Source organism: Mycobacterium sp. NGS63 (assembly GCF_059812295.1).
In genome coordinates this window covers 501,840-520,304 of sequence record NZ_JCALCJ010000001.1, presented here as the reverse complement: position 1 = coordinate 520,304, position 18,465 = coordinate 501,840, and the positions used below count along the sequence as shown (strand labels likewise).

The window sequence follows — 18,465 nt, the reverse complement described above, 5'->3', positions numbered from 1 at the left end:
AACCGCGTCTCCAGACCATTACTCGACATGGGTGTAACAAGTCCTAGACCATACTTCCCTGGTGAGACGCCTGTCACGGGAATGGGCAATTGGTGCGCGGCAAGGGACGCGAGACCCGCGATCGTGGCTCAGCCCGCCCGCCCGGAGCGGGCGAAATCTTCCAAGAGATCGGCGGCGGCGGCGACGCTCTTGGGGGATTCGGTCATCCGGGTGGCCAGCTCGCGGGCCCGGGCCGCGTATTCCGGGGCGAGGATGGTGCGCAGGTCGGCAACCAGCGATTCCTCGGTCGCGGTGGAAAACCGCCGGGCCGTGCCCACCTTGAGTCGTTTGACGCGAGATCCCGACAGCGTCTGATCGATGTCCGTCGGCAGGATCAGCGTCGGCACCCCGGCGCGCAGGCCGATGGCCGTGGTGCCCGAGCCCCCGTGGTGCACAACCGCGCGGCAGGCGGGAAAGACGGTGGAGAAATTCACCGCGCCCACCACCTTGACGTGGTCGGCACCGGCAACGGCGCCGAAATCGGTACCGGCACCCGCGACCAGCGCCCGCTCCCCCAGCCGCGCGCAGGCCGCGGCGATCATGGCGATCGTGTCCGCCGGAGACGCGACGGGGGTGCTGCCGAACCCGAAGTAAATAGGAGGTGTGCCCGCCGCGATCCAGGACGCGACTTCTTCATCGGCATCCGTGGCCAACCCGAGCGTCAGCGCGCCGACGAAGGGGCGTTGCCGCTCGTATTGCGCCCATTCGGCCGCCAGCCCGGGATACAGCGCCTCGTCGTAGCCCTGGATTTCCAGCGATCCACGCTCGGTGATCCGCCGCGGCGCCGATCCCTTTGCCTTCGGCAGACCCAGTTCGCGGCGCTGGGCTTCCTCGACCTTCTTCGTCGCGCGCCACGACGCCCACCAGAACGCCGTCACCGCCGCGCGGGCCACCGGGGCCGGCAGGGAGGCCAGGGTCTGGCCGTTGGGCCGCAGGGGGAAGTGATGCAGCGTGGCCAAGGGGATGTCGTAGTACTCCGCGACGTTGGCGGCGGCGTCCTCGAAATTGATGCCGGTGAATATGAGGTCGGCACCGTCGGCCAGCGACACCAGCGTCGTGCTCATGTCCTGCCAGGCCCGCAACACGGGGCCGGTGATGTCGACGCGCGACGTGATCAGATCCCGGACCCGCCACGGGCGGCGGAAGAAGCACGTCCAGAATTCGCGGTGCGCGTCCAGAATGGATTGCGCCTCGGGGCCGAAGCCGGCGGCCGCGACGCCGGCCGACTCGGTGAACCCGACCAGGTCGGGCGGGACGGCCATGCAGACCTCGTGCCCGCGGCGCGCCAACTCGCGCCCGGCAGCGAGGTTCGGTTCGACGTCGCCGCGACTTCCCCAGCTCGCCAGGACAAATTTCATTACGGGCCCAGGGTCCGGTCCAGCTTGCCCAGGCCGGTGATTTCGAGACTCACCGACTTCCGTTGTCCGGCGGCGCCGAGCATGAACAAGATGTCGCCGATCGGTGCGCCCAGCCAAAACCGCCAAAACCGCTTGCCGAAGAACTTCCAGACATAGCTGCCGTCACCCGCCAACCAGTACGCCGCGATCCAGAGCAGGTAGTAGGTCACGCGCTTCCAGCGCGAGACGACCATCTCGAGGTTCATCTCCATGACTTCCAGGCCCCAGGCCCGGTATCGCCATTGCAGCTCGTACTGCTGCTGGAACTCGAAGAACGCCCGCATCTCGGCATTGGTGACGAGGTATTCGTCGAAGACGAGGATCGATCCTTCGACGAAGCGGTCCTTGCAGGTTTCCAGCGCATGCAGGCAACTCTCGTAGGTGTCCAGGTCCATGTGGAAGAGCCGGATCGGTGCCGCCGGCCGGTCGGCGAGGAACGGGGCCAGCGTCTCGTAGGTGCTTCCCTTGACGAACTGGACCTTGCGGCCGAGCGCCGCGGGCACCCCGTCGTGCAGGCTCACGCCGGTATCGCGCATGGAACGCTGCGCGAGCGGTTCCGACAAAGAAAAGGTGCCCTGCTTGAAGACGATTTCGTCGTCGACTTGCCAGTCTTCGACGAGGCCCTCGAAGGTATCGAAGCCGTACACCCGGCGGCCGGAGGCGTCGGCTGTCAGCCGGGTCGACCAGCCGAGCCAGACGCCCAGATCGAGCAGCAGTTCGTCGGAGTTCTCGCGGCTTGGTGCCGGCAGCTGCGAGGCTTCCCACAACAGCGTGTGACCACGCACCTTGCACTTGCGCAGACTCGACAGCGAGCGGCCGATGAACGAGCGGTACGCGTCGTCGTAAACCCGGATATCCCGCGAATACAAGTTCGGGATGTAGCGGTCGCGACCCCGATAAACCAGGCGCGCACCGAGGAGCAACAGCACCAGCGCGCCGATCCCGGCCAGTAACGCCGGCACGAAGTAACACGCCCCGGCCACGAGGATCGCGATGCCGGCGAGAATCGCTTTCCACAGCTGGTGAAGCTTCGTCCGATCCACTGCGACTGGACGATCCAGCGTCGGACTGTCGACAACGCTCACTGGTTCACCTCCGGGTGCTCGGTTGCACGCGACTCCGCGATCTCGTGCACCTCCACGTCGGCGGGGAAGCCATGCGCGACGGCCGGGCTTCCACCCTCAAAAGGACCGCCTTTCCGTCGGCTCTTTGCTGGCCCCAACAGCCAAAACCGCCCGAGCCGACGGCGATGGCGGGATGATTCGCCAACATACCCAATGGGTTGGACAGGTGTGTAATAATTCCCCGACTTGTAGAAACCTCCTCTTCCCCCCAAGGTTGGTGATCTTGCGGCACACCGACGGCGTTGGCCCATCGAAGGACTGCCGTCGTGATTGAGTTTTCGATTCCGGCGGTGCTGCGGGAGCATGCCAGTCTGCGGCCCGGTGAGACGGCCTACACGTTTGTCGATTACCAGCGGGACTGGGACGGCGTTGCGGAAAGCCTGACGTGGTCGCAGCTGTATCGGCGATCGCTGAATGTCGCTAAGGAGCTGAGGGCTCGCGGGTCGACCGGTGACCGCGTCGTGATATCGGCGCCCCAAGGACTCGAGTACGTCGCCGCGTTTCTGGGCGCATTGCAGGCCGGGCAGATCGCCGTCCCGCTGTCGGAACCGCTGGGTGGCGCGACCGACGAACGGGTGATCGCGGTCCTGGCCGACGCGTCGCCCTCGGTCATCCTCACGACGTCCGCCGTCGCGGGAAGCATCGCCCACCACATCTCCTCGCAGCCCGCCGAAACCCGGCCGGCAATCATCGAGCTCGATTTGCTGGACCTGGACGCCGAGCCCGGTCCCCTGGCCGAGCCCGAAAGCCCGCCGGACATCGCGTATCTGCAATACACCTCGGGCTCGACGCGCACCCCGGCCGGGGTCGTGATCACGCACGAGAACATCCGGGCCAATTTCGACCAGATCCTTTGCGCCTACTACGAGGGGGCCGTTCCGCCGGATGCCACCGTCGTGTCGTGGCTGCCGTTCTTTCACGACATGGGCCTGATCGTGGGAATCGTCCTGCCGGTTCTGGCGGGTATGCGCGCGGTGGTCACCAGCCCGGCGTCGTTTCTGCAGCGGCCGGCGCGCTGGATGCAGTTGATGGCCAGCAACACTCGCGCGTTTTCGGCGGGGCCCAACGTCGCTTTCGAATTGGCCGCGCTGAAGACCTCGGACGACGACCTTGCCGGGCTTGACCTCGGCGACGTGCGCCACATTCTCAACGGCGCCGAACGCGTGCAACCGGCGACGATGCGACGCTTCGCCGAGCGGTTCGCCCGCTTCAACCTGCACCCCGAGGCGTTACGGCCGTCGTACGGCCTCGCGGAAGCGGTGGTCTTCGTGGCAACCCGCGAATCGGGTCATCCACCGGAAATCGTGTGTTTCGAATCCGAGGAACTGACCGCCGGCCGCGCGAAGCGGTGCGCGAGCGGCGAAGGCATGCCGCTGATCGGTTACGGCATGCCGCGGTGGCTGACCGTGCGCATCGTCGACCCGGACACGAGGGTCGAATGCCCGGAGGGAACGGTCGGCGAGCTCTGGGTGCACGGCGGCAACGTCGCCCCGGCCTATTGGCAGAAACCCGAAGAGACCGAACGCACCTTCGGCGCAACGCTTGTCGGCCCTTCGGACGGCACCCCCGAAGGGCCGTGGCTGAGAACCGGAGATCTGGGCTTCTTCTCCGACGGCGAGCTGTTCATCAAGGGCCGCATCAAGGACATTCTGATCGTCTACGGGCGCAACCACTCTCCCGACGACATCGAGGCCACGATCCAGGAGACCACCCGCGGGCGCTGCGTGGCCATCGCGGTTGCCGACGACGACGGCGCCGACAAGCTGGTCACCATCGTCGAAGTCAAACAGCGCGACGAATCCGCAGAGGCCGCGGCGCAAAGGATAAGCGCCGTCCGGCGTGACCTCACCGCGGCGATATCAAAGGCGCACGGTTTGAGTGTGGCGGATCTCGTTCTGGTGCAACCGGGTTCGATTCCCCTCACCACCAGCGGCAAGGTCAGGCGACGCGACTGCGTACAGCTGTACCTGCACGACCAGTTCACCCGCATCGACGAGCCGATCCGCGCGCCCGAGCAGCAGCACATCGTCGACGACACCGGCGCCCAGGCCGACGCGGGACTGGCCCACCGCCTGCGCACGCTGCACCGCCAGCAGCATGACCTGCTGGTGGCGGAGGTGTGCACGCAGGCGGCAACGGTGCTGGGCCACCCCAACGCTCAACACATCGAGCCCCAGCTCACGTTCCAGGACCTGGGATTCGACTCGGTAAAGGTTGTCGAGTTGCTCGACCGGCTCAAAACGGTCACCGAACTGGACCTGCCGCCCACCCTGGCATTCGACTACCCCAGCCCCGGCGAGTTGGCCACCCGCCTGAGTCAGCTGCTGGGCGGGGCCTCCTCGTCCGCCGCAGCGGTGGACGCTCACGTGCGGGTGACCGAGCCGGTGGCCGTGGTGGGGATGGCGTGCCGGTTTCCCGGCGGGGTGGATTCCCCTGCGGCGCTGTGGGATCTGGTGGCCGGCGGCACTGACGCGATGGGGCCCTTCCCGGCCGACCGCGGCTGGAACCTGGCGGATCTGTTCGACCCCGACCCCGACGCCGTCGGCAAGACCTACACGCGTTCCGGCGGCTTTGTGGCCGACGCGGCCGACTTCGACGCCGACTTCTTCGGGATCTCGGCGCGCGAGGCCCAAACCATGGATCCCCAGCAGCGGCTGCTGCTCGAGGTGGCCTGGGAAGCGTTGGAAACCGCGCGAATTGACCCCGCCGGGCTGGTGCGCACCGAAACCGGCGTATTCGTCGGAGCGTGGTCACAGCAATACGGCGCGGGCGGCTCCGACGGCGTGGAGGGCTACGGCCTGACCGGTTCGTCGACCAGCGTGGTCTCCGGGCGCGTCGCCTACGCGCTGGGCTTGCAGGGCCCGGCGGTCACCGTCGACACGGCGTGCTCGTCGTCGCTGGTGGCCACGCACTGGGCGTGTGAGTCCTTGCTCAAGGGCGAGTCCAGCCTGGCGCTGGCCGGCGGTGTGACGGTGATGACCACGCCGTCGGTGTTCACCGAGTTCGCCCGGCAACGCGGGCTGGCCGCCGATGGGCGGTGTAAGGCGTTCTCCGCCAACGCCGATGGCACCGGCTGGGGTGAGGGGGCCGCGGTGCTGGTCCTGGAGCGGCTCAGCGACGCCCAGCGCAACAACCATCCCGTGCTGGCGGTGATCGCGGGATCGGCGATCAATCAGGACGGCGCCTCCAACGGTTTGACCGCCCCCAACGGGCCCGCCCAACAACGCGTCATCGCCCAGGCCGCCGCCAATGCCGGCGTCGCGCTCGATCAGGTGGACGTGGTCGAGGCCCACGGCACCGGCACCACGCTGGGCGACCCGATCGAGGCCGGCGCCCTGATCGCCACCTACGGCGCCGCGCGGGATGCCGAGCGCCCATTGTGGTTGGGATCGATCAAGTCCAACATCGGCCACACCCAGGCCGCCGCCGGGGTCGCCGGGGTGATCAAGATGATCGCGGCGCTGCACCACGACACCCTGCCGCCGACGCTGAACGTCGATGCGCCCAGCCCGCACGTCGACTGGTCGGCCGGCACGGTGCGCCTGCTCACCGAGGCGGTGCCCTGGCCGGTCAACGAGCATCCGCGCACCGCGGCGGTGTCGTCGTTCGGGATCAGCGGCACCAACGCCCACCTGATCCTGCAGCAAGCCCCCACCCCGCCGGCCGAACCGGCCGAGGAGCCCGATCACGGTGCCGCGCTAGCGATCTGGCCGGTTTCGGCGCGCACGCCCGCGGCGCTGGGCGCGCAGGCCGACCGGCTGCACCACTACCTCAGCAGCCAGCCGGACTTGGCCCTCACCGACGTGGGCTACAGCCTGGCCACCACCCGCGCCCATCACCCCTACCGGGCGGTGATCACCGCGCCCGTGGCCGCAGCGGATCCACGCAAAGAGCTGTTCGACGCGCTGGACGCGTTGCGCGCCGGGCAATCCCACCCGCAGCTGACCCAGCACCACCACCAGGCCCACCTGCGCGGGAAGACCGTGTTCGTGCTGCCCGGCCAGGGCGGTCAATACCCGGGCATGGGGCGCGAGCTTTACGAACACCACCGCGTGTTCGCCGCCACCGTGGACGCGTGCGACGACGCGCTGCGACCGTTCACGGGCTGGTCGGTGCGCGGGCTGCTGTGTCAGGAGCCGGGCGCCCCCGAGCTGGACCGCGTCGACGTGGTGCAGCCGGTTTTGTTCACGATGATGGTGTCGTTGGCCGAGGTGCTGGGCCACTATGGCGTTGTTCCCGACGCGGTGATCGGCCACTCCCAGGGCGAGATCGCCGCGGCGTACATCGCCGGGGCGCTGTCGCTGCCCGAGGCCGCCAAGGTGGTGGCGCTGCGCAGTCGGGCGCTGAGCGATTTGCGCGGCACCGGGGGCATGGCCTCGGTCCTGTTGGAGGCCGAGCAGCTGCGCCCGCGCCTGCAACCGTGGGGCGAAAAGTTGAGCGTCGCCGCGATCAACGGCCCCACCCACACCATCATCAGCGGCGACCCCACCGCGCTGCAGGAGTTCACCGCGGCGTGTGAGCGTGACGGCGTCCACGTGCGGACGATCGCCGTCGACTACGCCTCGCACTCGGCCCAGGTCGAAGCCGTGCGTGAGCGCCTACTCGACGAGCTGTCCGACGTGACACCGATGCCGTCCAGCGTCCCGCTGTATTCCACGGTGGGACAAGCGCTTTCGGCCGAACCGCTCGACACCACCACCATGGACGCCGACTACTGGTATCGCAACCTGCGCGAGCCGGTCGGGTTTTACGACCGGGTGGTCGAGCGGCTGGCCGCCGGCGAGTGCACCTTCGTGGAGCTGTCCCCGCATCCGGTGCTGGCCCCGGCGATCACCGACACCCTGGCCCAGGCGCCGGGGCGCACCCAGTCCGGCGTGATCACCACGTTGCACCGGGACCACCCCGACCAAGACAATCTGGCCAGCGCGCTGGCCCAGCTGCACAACCACGGGCACAGCCCGTCGTGGCCGGCCATCTATCCCCACGCCCACACCGTCGCGCTGCCCACCTACCCCTTCCAACACCGCCGCTACTGGCTGAACCCCGCTCCGGCCGGCGACGCTTCCGGGCTCGGCCAGGACCGGGCGGACCACCCCCTGTTGGGCGCGGTGGTCGACCTCGCCGACCAGGACCAGGTCGTGTTGACCGGTCGGTTGTCGACGGCCACCCAGGGGTGGCTGCGCGGCCACCAAGTCCGGGACACGGTGTTGTTCCCCGCGACCGGGTTCATCGATCTGGCGCTGCAAGCCGGTGAGTACACCGCCTGCCCCGTCATCGACGAACTGGTTCTCCATAGCCCGCTGCGGCTGCACGACGACAGGCCCACCGACCTGCAACTCGTCGTGCAGTCGGCCGAGGACACCGGGCGACGCGCGTTCAGCGTGCACTCGCGCACCGGCGGCCCGTCCGGCGGGTGGACGCTGCACGCCAGCGGCGAGCTGAGTTCCCACCAACCGGCCACCCCCCCGCCCGTGCCGGCGCCGGGCGTCGCGGCCGTCGACCAGGACGACTTCTACGAACGGCTGGCCCAGCGGGGTTACGGCTACAGCGGCCCGTTCCGATCGCTGCGGGGACTCGGCACCGACCCCGCCCAACCCGAAACCATCCATGCCGAGGTCGCCCTGCCCACCGGCACCGACGTCGCCGGCTACGGAATCCACCCCGCGCTCCTCGACGCCGCCCTGCACGCGCTGGCATCCGCGTTGGAAACGGCCGACGGCCCGTTGCGACTTCCCTACGCGTTCAACGGGATCACGCTTCACGCCACCGCCGCCACCCAGCTGCACGTCCAGCTGACCCGCACCGCCGACGACACGTGCGAGCTGCGCGCCACCGACCCCACCGGCGCCCCGGTGATCACCGTCCGAACGATCACCTTGCGTGAACTGCCCGATATCGGCGGGCAGCTCACCGCCGGGGCCGGAACCCGGGACAGCGTGTTCCAACTGAGCTGGCCGCCCTTGCTCGACGGCGCCCCGGCCGCGGCGGGAACCGCCGAGTGCGCGATCGTCACCGGCTCGCCCGGTCGACTTCCCGCCTGCCTGCACAACGGCCCCATCCACACCGACCTGGCGGCCGTGACTTCATGTCCCGAATCGGTGATCTGGCTGCTGCCCGACGCCCCCGACGAAGCCACGGCCGACCCGCTGCGGCAGGTGCACAACCTGACCCAGCACGTGTTGGTTCAGTTGCAGAGCTGGCTGGCCCGGCCCGACACCGGCGACGCGCGCCTGCTGGTCGTCACCCGAAACGCGGTCAGCGTGAACGCTTTCGACGGTGCCCCCGATCTGGCCCATGCCGCGGTCTGGGCGCTGATCCACACCGCCCAGAACGAGCACCCCGACCGGATCGTGTTGCTCGACACCGATGACACCGCCGCCAGCCGGGACAGCCTGCTGGCCGTCGCGGCGGCGCGACCGGCCGGCGAGCCGCAGCTGGCGCTGCGCAACGGTGTTGCCCGCATCCCCCGCCTCGGCCGAACCCCGATCCTGGCCCCACCGGATGCCCCGGACTGGCAGTTGGGGGCCACCCGCAAGGGTGACTTGAACAGCCTCACGCTGCTGCCCAACGATCCGCCGAACACGCTGGCGCCGGGGCAGATACGCGTTCAGGTACGCGCCGCCGGGCTGAACTTCCGCGACGTGGTCGTGGCGTTGGGCGCCATCGCCGATGACGGCCTGGGCAACGAGGCCGCCGGGGTGGTCCTCGACGTCGGTCCCGATTCGTCGCTGCGTCCCGGCGACGCGGTGATGGGGCTGTTCCCGCACAACGCGTTCGCGCCCACCGCGATCACCGACGCGCGCATGGTGGTCCCCGTCCCGGCCGGATGGTCGTTCGCCCAGGCCGCGTCCGCGCCGATCGTCTATCTGACCGCCTACGTCTCCCTTGTCGAGATCGCCAAGCTGTCGGCCGGTCAGCGGGTGCTCATCCACGCCGGCACCGGAGGCGTCGGCCAGGCCGCCATCCAGATCGCGCGGCACGTCGGCGCCGAGGTTTTCGCGACCGCGCACCCCGACAAACAGCACGTGCTCACCGAGCTGGGGGTCGACGCGGGGCACATCGCGTCGTCGCGCACGCTGGATTTCGTCGACACCTTCAAGGCGGCCACCGACGGGCACGGCATGGACGTCGTGCTCAACAGCCTCAGCGGGGATTTCGTCGACGCCTCGCTGCAATTGCTGCCCCGCGGGGGCACGTTCGTGGAAATCGGCAAGACGGACATCCGCGTGGCCGGCGACATCGCCGCGGCCCATCCCGGCGTCGACTATCGGGTCTACGACTTGTCCAGTGCGCCAACGGAATCCCTGCGGCCGGCATGGACGGCGCTGCTGGAGCTGTTCGCCGCCGACGTGCTCAAGCCGCTGCCCATCACGAGCTACGGCCTGGTGAACGCACCCCAGGCCTTCCGCGACATGAGCCAGGGAACGCATACCGGAAAGATCGTCCTGATTCCGCGACCGGTGCTGGATCCCGACGGCACGGTGCTGATCACCGGGGGTACCGGGATGTTGGGCGCGTTGTTCGCCGAACACCTCGTGACCCGCTACGGCGTCCGGCACCTGCTGCTGTTGTCGCGCAGCGGCCCCGCCGCTTCCGGTGCAGCGGAGCTTCGGCAGCGCCTGAGCCAGCTGGGCGCCCAAGTCACCATCGCCGCCTGCGACACCGCCGACGCCACCGATCTGGCCGCGGTGCTGGACGGCATTCCCGCTCAGCATCCGTTGATGGCCGTCCTGCACGCCGCCGGGCTCCTCGAAGACGCCGCGGTGAGCGAGCTGACACCCGAACAACTCGACAAGGTCCTGGCCGCCAAGGCCGATGCCGCCTGGCACCTGCATCGCCTCACCGCCGACCGCGACCTGGCCGCCTTCGTGTTGTTCTCCTCGGCCGCCGGCATACTTGGCAGCCCCGGACAGGCCAACTACGCGGCCGCCAACGCGTTCCTGGACGCGCTGGCCCGCCACCGCCGCCACACCCAACTCCCGGCCACCAGCATGGCCTGGGGTTACTGGCAAACGCCCAGTGGCATGACCGCCCACCTGGGCACCGCCGACCTGACCCGCCTGGCCCGCACCGGCCTGACCCCCATCACCAACGAACACGGCCTGGCGCTGTTCGACTCCGCCCTGGCCAGTCAACGGCCGAACCTGCTGGCCAGCCCGTTCAACGTCGCCGCGTTGACCCGCCAGGCGCGCCACAACGCCCTGCCCTCGATCCTGTCGACGCTGACCACCAGCCGCCCCCGCGCCAGCGCGGCCAGCGCCCGCAGCCTCAAGGCTCAGTTGGCCACTCAGACCCCCGAACAGCAGCGCGACGCCCTCACCGCGATGGTCACCACCACCACCGCCGCCGTGTTGGCCCACCCGGACCCGGCTGCCCTCGATCCCGACCGTCCGTTCAAAGACCTGGGCATCGACTCACTGACCGCCCTGGAACTGCGCAACACCCTCAACCAACACACCGGCCTGGCCCTGCCGGCAACCGTGGCCCTCGACCACCCCACCCCGGCCACGCTCGCCGCTCACCTGGCCGACCTGTTGATCGACACCGCCGCGCCCCCGATTCCGGCCGCTGAGGTCAGCACGCGCAGCGACGAGCCGGTAGACAACAGGCTCGCCTACGTGGATCAGGCGATGTTTCGCGCGATGCGGGCGGTGCACGACACGCTGACTCAGTTCACGTGGCTGTATGACCATGCCGTCGACGTCGACGCGTTGCGGCGTTTTCACCGCAACCTCGGACAGGGGTTGTTGGGACGGCTGATCGAACGGTCGCCGGTACCGTTCGCGCGGGATCACTGGGTCATGGCTCCGGCGACGGGCGACGTCGCTGTCGCCGCGACGCCACGGCCGCGCGCCGAGGTGAACGCCTGGCTCGACGAGCGGGCCCGCATCCCCATCGATCCCGAGTGGGGACCCGGCTGGCATCTCGGGGTGCTTCCACTCGAGGACGGCGGGGCCGCGGTAAGCCTGGTGGTCTCGCACACGCTCGTCGACGGGATCGGGCTCGGCCAGGCGATAGCCGAGGCCGCCGAGGGCAGGATGCGCGACTTCGGCTACCCGCCCGCGCGATCGCGCACCCGCGGGCGCGCGGTGCGTGAGGACCTGCGGCACACCGCCAAGGAACTGCCCGCCATCAGGAAGGCCTTCGCCTCCGCGGCCGGAAAAATCTGGGGCGACCGCAAACAGTTCAGCTCCTCGGTCAAGGCGGCACCACCCGCCCCCAGGACCGTCTACAACGATCAGGTAGTAGAGGTGCCCGGTCTGACCGCATACGTCGACCTCGCGGAATGGGATGCGCGCGCGAAAGCCCTTGGCGCCAGCAGCAACTCGCTGGTGGCAGCGGTCGCGTGCCGGCTCGCGGTGCGGGCGGGGCGCGTGCACGACGACGGAACGGTCACCCTACGATTTCCGGTGACGCTTCGGACCGAAGACGACACCCGGGGCAACGCGCTCACGGTGGTCGACGTGGCAGTCGACCCGACGCACGCGGCGACGGACCTCGGGGACATGCACGCCGAGATCACGCGGGCAATCCTGGCGGCGATGAAGGACCCCGACGAGGAGTACTTGTCGACGTTCCCGCTGGCACCGTTGGTGCCGCGGCGGCTGAACCGGAGGCTGGCGGCGTTGGCGGCCGGCGGCGCGAGCGTTCCGGTTACCGTCTCCAACGTCGGCGACCTGCCCCCGGCGGTGAACCGCCCCGACGGTACCGACGCCGGCTACGCGTACATCAGATCCGTCGAACCCGACATCAAGGAAAGCACGCTCGAGCACATCGGCGGACAACTGTTCGTGGGTTCGGGGCGCAGCCGCGGGAAGATCTTCTTCAGGATCTCCGCATATGTTCTCGGCCGGCCAAACACCCACGACGAGCTTCGGGAGATGGTGTCGCAAACATTCGCCGAATTCGATCTGATTGCAGAAATCGATTGCTAGCCTTAATGATTCGCGTGGCCCGTCATAACGCATGCTCAGGGCCCCGGCATGAGCGCTGAAGCACAGCGGCTGGATCCGCACGCCGCCGGTGCGGTCGAAACCGAAGAACCGACACGAGCTTCGCGGCCGGGTGAGCCGAGCACCCGGCGCGGACTCGCCTACGCGATCATCGGGCTGCTGGTGCTGCTGTACCTGGCTTCGTGGGTCGTATTCGCGAGCGTCTACCAACCCAATTTGCAATTCTTTCCCTACTACGCCGTCGATTACAGCCAAGGCGGTCTGGTCCGGCGGGGACTCGGCGGCGAGCTTCTGGACCTCTTTCCCGCGAGCCTCTACTTCACCGGCCTGTTGATTTTGCGCTGGCTGGTGCCGACGCTCTTCGGAATCGGCATCGCGGCGGTGGCGTGGACGGTGGCGGTCAGATTCGGCCGCTCCGAACGCCGGCTGATGCTGGCCCTGCTCACCCCCATGCTGCCGCTGGGCTTCGTGCACGCCGTCGTGCTACCGACTCCCGACCTCATCGGCGAGGCGGCCCTGGCGGTGTTCGCGGTGGTGCTCGCCTCGACGAAGACGGACCGATCGCTCACCGTGGCGAGCGGCGTCTATGGCGCGACGATTGCGGTGCTGACGCTGATCCACGAGGCGGTTCCGTTTCTGCAGGCGCTCGGCGCGATCCTGGCGATCGTGGTTCTGGTGCGCACCTCCACCAAAATCCGGCGCGTGAGCGCGCTGCTCGCCGTGGCTCCGGGCCTGGCCGTCGCGCTGGCGATAGCGCTGCTGCGGCGGCAGGACGTGTCATCGCACTGTCATCGGTTGCCGCACAGGGCCATTCGCTGGGCGCCCGGCCCCAGTCCCAGCGGCGAACACGCGTACGTGGACTATCACGATTGGACGTGCCGCTTTATCACCGTGACAACGCGGCAGACACCTTTCATCGGCCCCAACCAGATTGGCTGGGCCCCGTTGATCATGTCGACGGTGGCGGGGGTTGTCATCCTCACACTGACGATGCTGGTCATCAGGGGTATTTCCGGCGTCCCCCTCGCGCCGTTCCGACAGGCCCCACGCGGATCGCTTTCGTGGGTGACTCTGGCGGCGCTGCTACTGATTCCGGTTTTCGCCACCTCGGCCGATTGGACCCGATGGTGGATCGCAATCTCCTTCGATGTGGGCGTGGTTTACCTGCTCTATGCGAGCCGTCGGCCTGAATCCACCCGAGAGGCCACCAGGGGGACGCGGGTCTTCTTCGCCGTCGCGATCGTCTTCTTTGCCCTGTCCCAGGTATTCGCCGCGATCAACACCGAGCAGTCGGTCCGGGGTCTGGTGACCCGCTGCTCGCAGCTGGTGAACGACCCGATGTGGGTGGGGATCTGCCCGTGACCGCCGGCGATGTTTGCTCCCGATGACGGCGTGGCGGCGATTCGGCCTGTTCGACAGGTGTTGATTATGCCAAGATTCGCCGAACGAGTTCCTCTTTCGAGGTAGGTGACCTTGCCCCCGGTTGACAGCGTTAGCCCTACGCAGGCGGAACCGGGCCGGCGCGCGGAGAAAACGGGATTTCGCCCCGACATCGAGGGCTTGCGCGCCATCGCCGTGGTGGCCGTCGTCCTGTTCCACGCGGACATGCCGGGTGTGAGCGGCGGGTTCGTCGGCGTGGACGTCTTCTTCGTCATCTCGGGCTTCCTCATCACCGGGCTGCTCTGGCGCGAGGCGAACACCAGCGGCACCGTCCGGCTGCGCCGCTTCTACGGGGCGCGCGCCCGCCGGTTGCTGCCGGCATCGGCCGCGGTCGGCGTGGCCACCATGATCGCGTCGGCCGTGCTGCTACCGCCGCTGCAGGCCCCGATGGTGGTCGTGGACGGCATCGCTTGCGCGCTTTACGTGGGCAACTACTGGTTCATCGCACAACAGGTCGACTACTTCGCCGCGTCCCGGGCGGGGTCGCCTTTCCAGCACTACTGGTCGTTGGGCGTCGAGGAGCAGTTCTATCTGGTGTGGCCGGCCATGATCATCGGTACGGCCTGGCTCATCCGGCTTGCGCGGCGGCGCACCAAGACCGAGGCGACCTCCTCGAAACGCCCGTATCTGGTGGTGCTGGCGCTGGTCGCGGCCGTGTCGTTCCTGCTCTCGCTGGCGATTACCTATGTGGCGCCTTTCGTGGCGTTCTTTTCGCTGCCCACTCGGGCCTGGCAGTTGGCCGCCGGCGGACTGCTGGCCCTGACCGTGAACCGGTGGCGCCGATTGGCCCCGAGGTCCGCCGCGCTGAGCGGTTGGGCGGGGCTGGTCCTGATCCTGCTGGCCTGCACTTTGTTGGAGCCGGCCACGCCGTATCCGGGTGTCGCCGCGCTGTTGCCCGTGCTGGGCGCGGCGCTGGTGATCGCCGCCGGCTGCGCCGCTCCGGCTTCCGGCGTCGGACGGGTGTTGGGGGTGCGGCCGATGCGCGCGATGGGCCGCATATCGTATTCGTGGTACCTGTGGCACTGGCCGGTGGTGATCCTCGCGGAGCCGTTGCTGGGCCACACCCTCGGGCTGGCCGGCAGGCTGGCAGCGGTCGCCGTCTCCGCCGGGCTGGCCGTGCTCACCCTGCGTTTCATCGAGAACCCGTTGCGGTTCGCCGCCCCGATACGCCGCTCCGCCCTGGCCAGCCTCGCGCTCGGCGGCGCCGCCACCGCGATGGCGGTCGCCGTCGGTGCGGCGCTGCTGGCATCGATTCCCGTGCCGGTCGGGCACGGCCCGGCGGTTGCGGCGCTGTCCGTCACCGCGACACCGCCCCCCGCGGGGTCCGCCCCCAGCGCCTACGACGCCGCGGTGCAGCAGGCGTTCGCGCAGGTGCAGGCGGCGGTCACCGCATCGGCCGGGCTCAACGCCGTCCCATCCAATCTGGCCCCACCGCTCGCCGCGGCGGCGGCCGAACACGCGGCCGTGTTCCAGAACGGTTGCCTGCGCAACCTTTTCGAAGCGGGCCATCCCGAGTGCGCCACGGGCGATACCGCCTCGGCGACGACGGTGGCGCTGCTCGGCGACTCGCACGCGACGATGTGGAGCCCGGCGTTCCAGCAGATCGCCACGCAGCGGCACTGGCGGCTGGAGACCCTGGGGAAGGGCGCCTGCACGCCGATGGACTTGCCCATCGCCGACACCATCCGTCGCGCGGTGTCCGACGCCATGTGTCAGCAATGGCGCGCTCAGATCCTCGCCCGGTTGCAAGCCGAGCACCCGCGGCTGGTGGTGGTCAGCATGTACCGCGGGTACGGCTTCGGGCACAGCTACACGCCGGGCTTCACCTCCTACGACCCGGCGTGGAACGACGGCCTGGCCCGCCTGGTGCAGCAGCTACGTGACGCCGGTGCGCGCGTGCTGGTACTCGGGCCGGTCCCCAACCAGCGCATGGCTGCGCCAATCTGTTTGTCCTCGCACCTCGATGACGCGAGCGCCTGCTCGTCGCCGAGGTCGACGGCGGTCAACGAATCCGGCGTCGCCGCCGAGTCCGCCGCCACCCGAGCCGCCGGGGGACAATACGCCGACGTCACCGAGTTGTTCTGCACCGCCAGCGGCTGCCCGGTCATCGTCGGCAACACCCTCGTGTACTTCGACGGCAACCACATGACGGTCGAATACGCCCAAGCGTTGGCCCCGGTGATCGGGGCCCTGGCCGATCGGGCGCTCGCCCACGGTTGACATCGCGGAACCGGTCCGGCCTGTTTGGCATGTGTGTGATAATGCCTCGACTCGACGGACTCGTCCTCTTCCCAAGTAGGTGACCTTGCAGCCGGTTGACAGCGCTAGCCCTACCCAAGCAGTGCCGAGTCGACGCGCGCAGAAAACGGGATTCCGCCCCGACATCGAGGGCTTACGCGCCATCGCGGTGGTGGCCGTTGTCCTGTTCCACGCGGACATAGCGGTTGTGCGTGGCGGATTCGTCGGCGTGGACGTCTTCTTCGTCATCTCGGGCTTTTTGATCACCGGGCTGCTCTGGCGCGAGGCGAGCAACACCGGCACCGTCCGGCTCGCGAGCTTCTACGGGGCGCGCGCCCGCCGACTGCTGCCGGCGTCCGCCACTGTCGGCCTGGTGATCATGCTCGGCTCGGCCGCCCTGTTACCCGCGTTGCAATCCCGGCCCATCATCGGTGACGGCATCGCCAGCGCGTTGTACGTCAGCAACTACCGGTTCGTGCTGCAAGGCGTCGAATACCTGGCCACCAACTTGCCGCCCTCGCCGTTCGAGCACTACTGGTCGTTGGGGGTCGAGGAGCAGTTCTACCTGGTGTGGCCGGCCTTGATCATCGCGACGACCTGGCTCATCCGCCGTGCGCGACGGCGCGGCGGCGCGTATGTCGCCTCCTCGGAGCGCCCGTATCTGGTGGTCCTGGCGCTGGTCGCGGCGGTGTCGTTTGCGCTGTCTCTGGTGGTCACTCGGCTGGCGCCGCCGGTGGCGTTTTTTTCGCTGCCCACCCGGGCCTGGGAGCTGGCCATCGGCGGCTTGGTGGCGCTCACCGCCGGCCAATGGCGGCGGCTCCCACCAAGGTTCGCCGCGGTGGCCGGTTGGGGCGGGCTGATCCTAATTCTGTTGGCATGCGTGCGGCTGGGCCGGAGCACGCCCTATCCCGGTACCGCCGCGCTGTTGCCCGTGCTGGGGGCGGCGCTGGTGATCGGTGCGGGCTGTGCCGTGCCCGCTGAGGGAGTCGGACGCGTTCTGGCGGTGCGGCCGATGCGCGCGATCGGCCGGGTGTCCTACTCGTGGTACCTCTGGCACTGGCCGGTGCTGCTGGTGGCGATGTCTACCGCGGCATGGTCGAGGCACCCGCTCTGGCTCGGGATTGTGGCGATCTTATTCTCCCTTGGGCTGGCCGCGCTCACCCTGCGTTTCATCGAGAACCCGCTGCGATTCGCCGATCCCGTGCGCCGATCGGCTGGCCGCAGTCTCGCGGTTGGCGGTGCCGCCACCGCGGTAGCGGTCTGCGTGGGCGTGGCGCTGCTGGTAGCGGTGCCAACCCCGGTCGGCCGTGGTCCGGCGGCACCAGCGCTGACCATCACCGCCGCTTCTCCCCCCGCGGGCTCCGACATCGCCGCATATGACACTGCGATGAAGGACGCGTTCGCGCAGGTTCAGGAAATGGTCGCGGCATCGACCGACCTCAAAGCCGTCCCCTCGAACCTGACCCCGCCGCTTGCCGACGCGATGAAAATTCCCCTCGGCCCCAAAGACTGCTTGCGCGATATTCTCCAAACCGATCATCCGGAGTGCGCGACGGGCGATACCGCCTCGTCGACGACGGTGGCCCTGGTCGGCGATTCGAATGCCGCGATGTGGGAGCCCGCATTGGAGAGGGTCGCCACGCAGCGGCACTGGCGGCTCGAAACCCTGACCAAGGGCTACTGCCCATCGCTAGACCTGCCCGTCGCGATCGCCCTCTTTCACCGGGAGTACACCGAGTGCAGGCAGTGGCGTGGTCAGATCCACGCCCGGTTGCAGGCCGAACACCCGCGGCTGGTCGTGCTCGACATGATGCGGCGGTATCGGCAGTCAGGCGTCACGTCATACGACCCTGCGTGGATCGCCAGCCTGACCCGTCAAGTGCAGCAGCTGCGGAGCATGGGTGCGCAGGTCCTGGTGCTCGGGCCGATACCGGATCCGCAGTCGGTGGTGCCCATCTGCCTGTCCCTGCACCTCGATGACGCGAGCGCCTGCTCGCCGCCCCCTTCGAAGGCGGTGAACCAACCCGGCATCACAGCCGAGATCGCCGCCACCAAGGCCGGCGGCGGGCAATACGCCGACCTCACCGAGCTCTTCTGCGCCGCCGACCGCTGCCCGGTCATCGTCGGCAACACCCTGCTATACCGCGATCAGATGCACACAACGTCCGAATACAGCCGGCTGTTGGCGCCCGTCGTCGGCGCCGTGATCGATCGCGCACTCGCCGCAGGCTGACTGGCGTCTTCCCTTCACAGAGCAACGAGAGGTATCGGATC

General features: G+C 68.8%; 6 protein-coding genes. 4 read left to right on the top strand and 2 right to left on the bottom strand.

The genetic code is table 11. The annotated features are described in order from the left end of the window. Positions 1 to 128: 128 nt before the first annotated feature. Entirely contained in the window at positions 129 to 1,397 is a 1,269-nt protein-coding gene (locus AC5Y4Z_RS02405; RefSeq protein WP_499960647.1) for a glycosyltransferase, read from the bottom strand. Beyond that, positions 1,397 to 2,521, bottom strand: a complete 1,125-nt coding sequence (locus AC5Y4Z_RS02400; protein ID WP_499960646.1) for a class I SAM-dependent methyltransferase — start codon at positions 2,519 to 2,521, stop codon at positions 1,397 to 1,399. Before AC5Y4Z_RS02400 ends, AC5Y4Z_RS02405 begins: the two co-directional genes overlap by 1 nt. Positions 2,522 to 2,826: 305 nt before the next feature. Between AC5Y4Z_RS02400 and AC5Y4Z_RS02395 the strand changes: the two genes are divergently transcribed. From AC5Y4Z_RS02395 to AC5Y4Z_RS02380, 4 genes are all read left to right on the top strand, one after another. After that, a complete protein-coding gene (locus AC5Y4Z_RS02395; RefSeq protein ID WP_499960645.1) occupies positions 2,827 to 12,495 on the top strand; it encodes a fatty-acid--AMP ligase in 9,669 nt (3,222 codons plus the stop codon). 48 nt (positions 12,496 to 12,543) lie between these two features. Further along, positions 12,544 to 13,875, top strand: coding sequence for an Rv1490 family membrane protein (locus tag AC5Y4Z_RS02390; RefSeq protein WP_499960644.1), 1,332 nt, complete (start codon positions 12,544 to 12,546; stop codon positions 13,873 to 13,875). Between the two features lie 105 nt (positions 13,876 to 13,980). After that, positions 13,981 to 16,173, top strand: a complete 2,193-nt coding sequence (locus AC5Y4Z_RS02385) for an acyltransferase family protein (RefSeq protein WP_499960643.1) — start codon at positions 13,981 to 13,983, stop codon at positions 16,171 to 16,173. Between the two features lie 85 nt (positions 16,174 to 16,258). Beyond that, complete coding sequence (locus AC5Y4Z_RS02380; protein ID WP_499960925.1) at positions 16,259 to 18,424, top strand: acyltransferase family protein; 2,166 nt, start codon at positions 16,259 to 16,261, stop codon at positions 18,422 to 18,424. Positions 18,425 to 18,465: the final 41 nt, after the last annotated feature.

What these genes read in the sequence shown, in the direction of transcription:
- AC5Y4Z_RS02405 (WP_499960647.1), bottom strand. Translation starts at nt 1,397, where the DNA reads ATGAAATTTGTCCTGGCGAGCTGGGGAAGTCGCGGCGACGTCGAACCG.
- AC5Y4Z_RS02390 (WP_499960644.1), top strand. Translation starts at nt 12,544, where the DNA reads ATGAGCGCTGAAGCACAGCGGCTGGATCCGCACGCCGCCGGTGCGGTC.